We start from the raw sequence: 1218 nt of genomic DNA on the forward strand, positions 1-1218 counted from the left end.
TCGAAGGCCCGCGTTTCCGCCGCTTCCAGCCCGTTCCGGCCCAGCGCCAACCGCTTCCCGCCCCGTTTTCCCATTGCACGAAAGTTGACCTTGCCGGGGCTACGGGCTTACCCGAATGCAAAAAAGTATCGGCTCGCGGTCTTATTTTCGGTGGTAACCGCGCGCCGTCGCGGCTATTTTTCATCCATCGCCCGGCCGCTCGACGCGCCGCGCGAATCGAAGCAAAACGAAGCGACGAGAACGTCGAAATACAGGAGACACGGCGGTGCCGGCAGACACGACGATGAAGGCGATCCGGGTTGACGACGCGCACGATGCGTACGACGCCGCGCGGCCCGGCGAGCGCGCGCAGCCCGATCTCGAACTGGTGGCCGTGCCGCGCGACGAATCGTTCAAGGTCTGGTCGCACGGCTACCCGTATCGCACGGTGCGCTGGCACTTCCATCCCGAATACGAGATCCACCTGATCACGGCCACCAGCGGCAAGTACTTCGTCGGCGACCATATCGGCGATTTCACGCCCGGCAACCTCGTGATGACCGGCGCGAACCTGCCGCACAACTGGGTCAGCCACGTGCCGCGCGAGGAGCGCGTGGACGAGCGCTGCCTGGTGCTGCAGTTCGGCGCGGAGTTCGTCGAGCGCGTGATCGCCGCCTTTCCCGAGTTTCGCCGTGTCGAGGCGCTGCTCGATGCGGCCCGCTGGGGCCTGCTGTTCTCGCCCGACACCGGCGCGACGGCCGAACCGATCCTGCGCGAGATGCTCGGCGCGCAGGGCATGCGCCGCATCGTGCTGTTCGTTTCCTTGTTCGAACTGCTGGTGCGCAGCCCCGAGCCGGCACGGCTGGCCAGCGCGGCCTATTGCGCCGACCCGGCGCGCTACGGCGCCTCGCGCATCAACCACGTGCTCGCCCACATCGGCAAGAACCTGTCGCAAGAGCTGCGCGAAACCGACCTGGCGGCGCTGTCGGGCCAGAGCGCCAGCGCGTTCTCGCGCTACTTTCGCCGTCATACCGGCGTGCCGTTCGTGCAATACGTGAACCGCCTGCGCATCAACCTCGCCTGCCAGTTGCTGATGTCGGACGAACTGAGCATCACCGATATCTGCTATCAGGTCGGCTTCAACAACCTGTCGAACTTCAACCGGCAATTCCTGATGATCAAGGCGATGTCGCCGTCGCGCTGGCGCGCCTATCAGCAACTGAACGCGGCCAGCGCGAC

General features: G+C 65.7%; 2 protein-coding genes. Both read left to right on the top strand.

All coding sequences use genetic code 11. The features are described 5' to 3' along the window. Positions 1-303: hypothetical protein (locus ACYP33_RS32470; RefSeq protein ID WP_459625270.1), on the top strand; the 303-nt coding region annotated here is incomplete at its 5' end. After that, the coding region (locus ACYP33_RS32475; protein WP_459625300.1) for an AraC family transcriptional regulator at positions 284-1218 on the top strand (935 nt) is incomplete at its 3' end. The genes ACYP33_RS32470 and ACYP33_RS32475, both read left to right, overlap by 20 nt.

Source organism: Burkholderia sp. 3C (genome assembly GCF_054589155.1).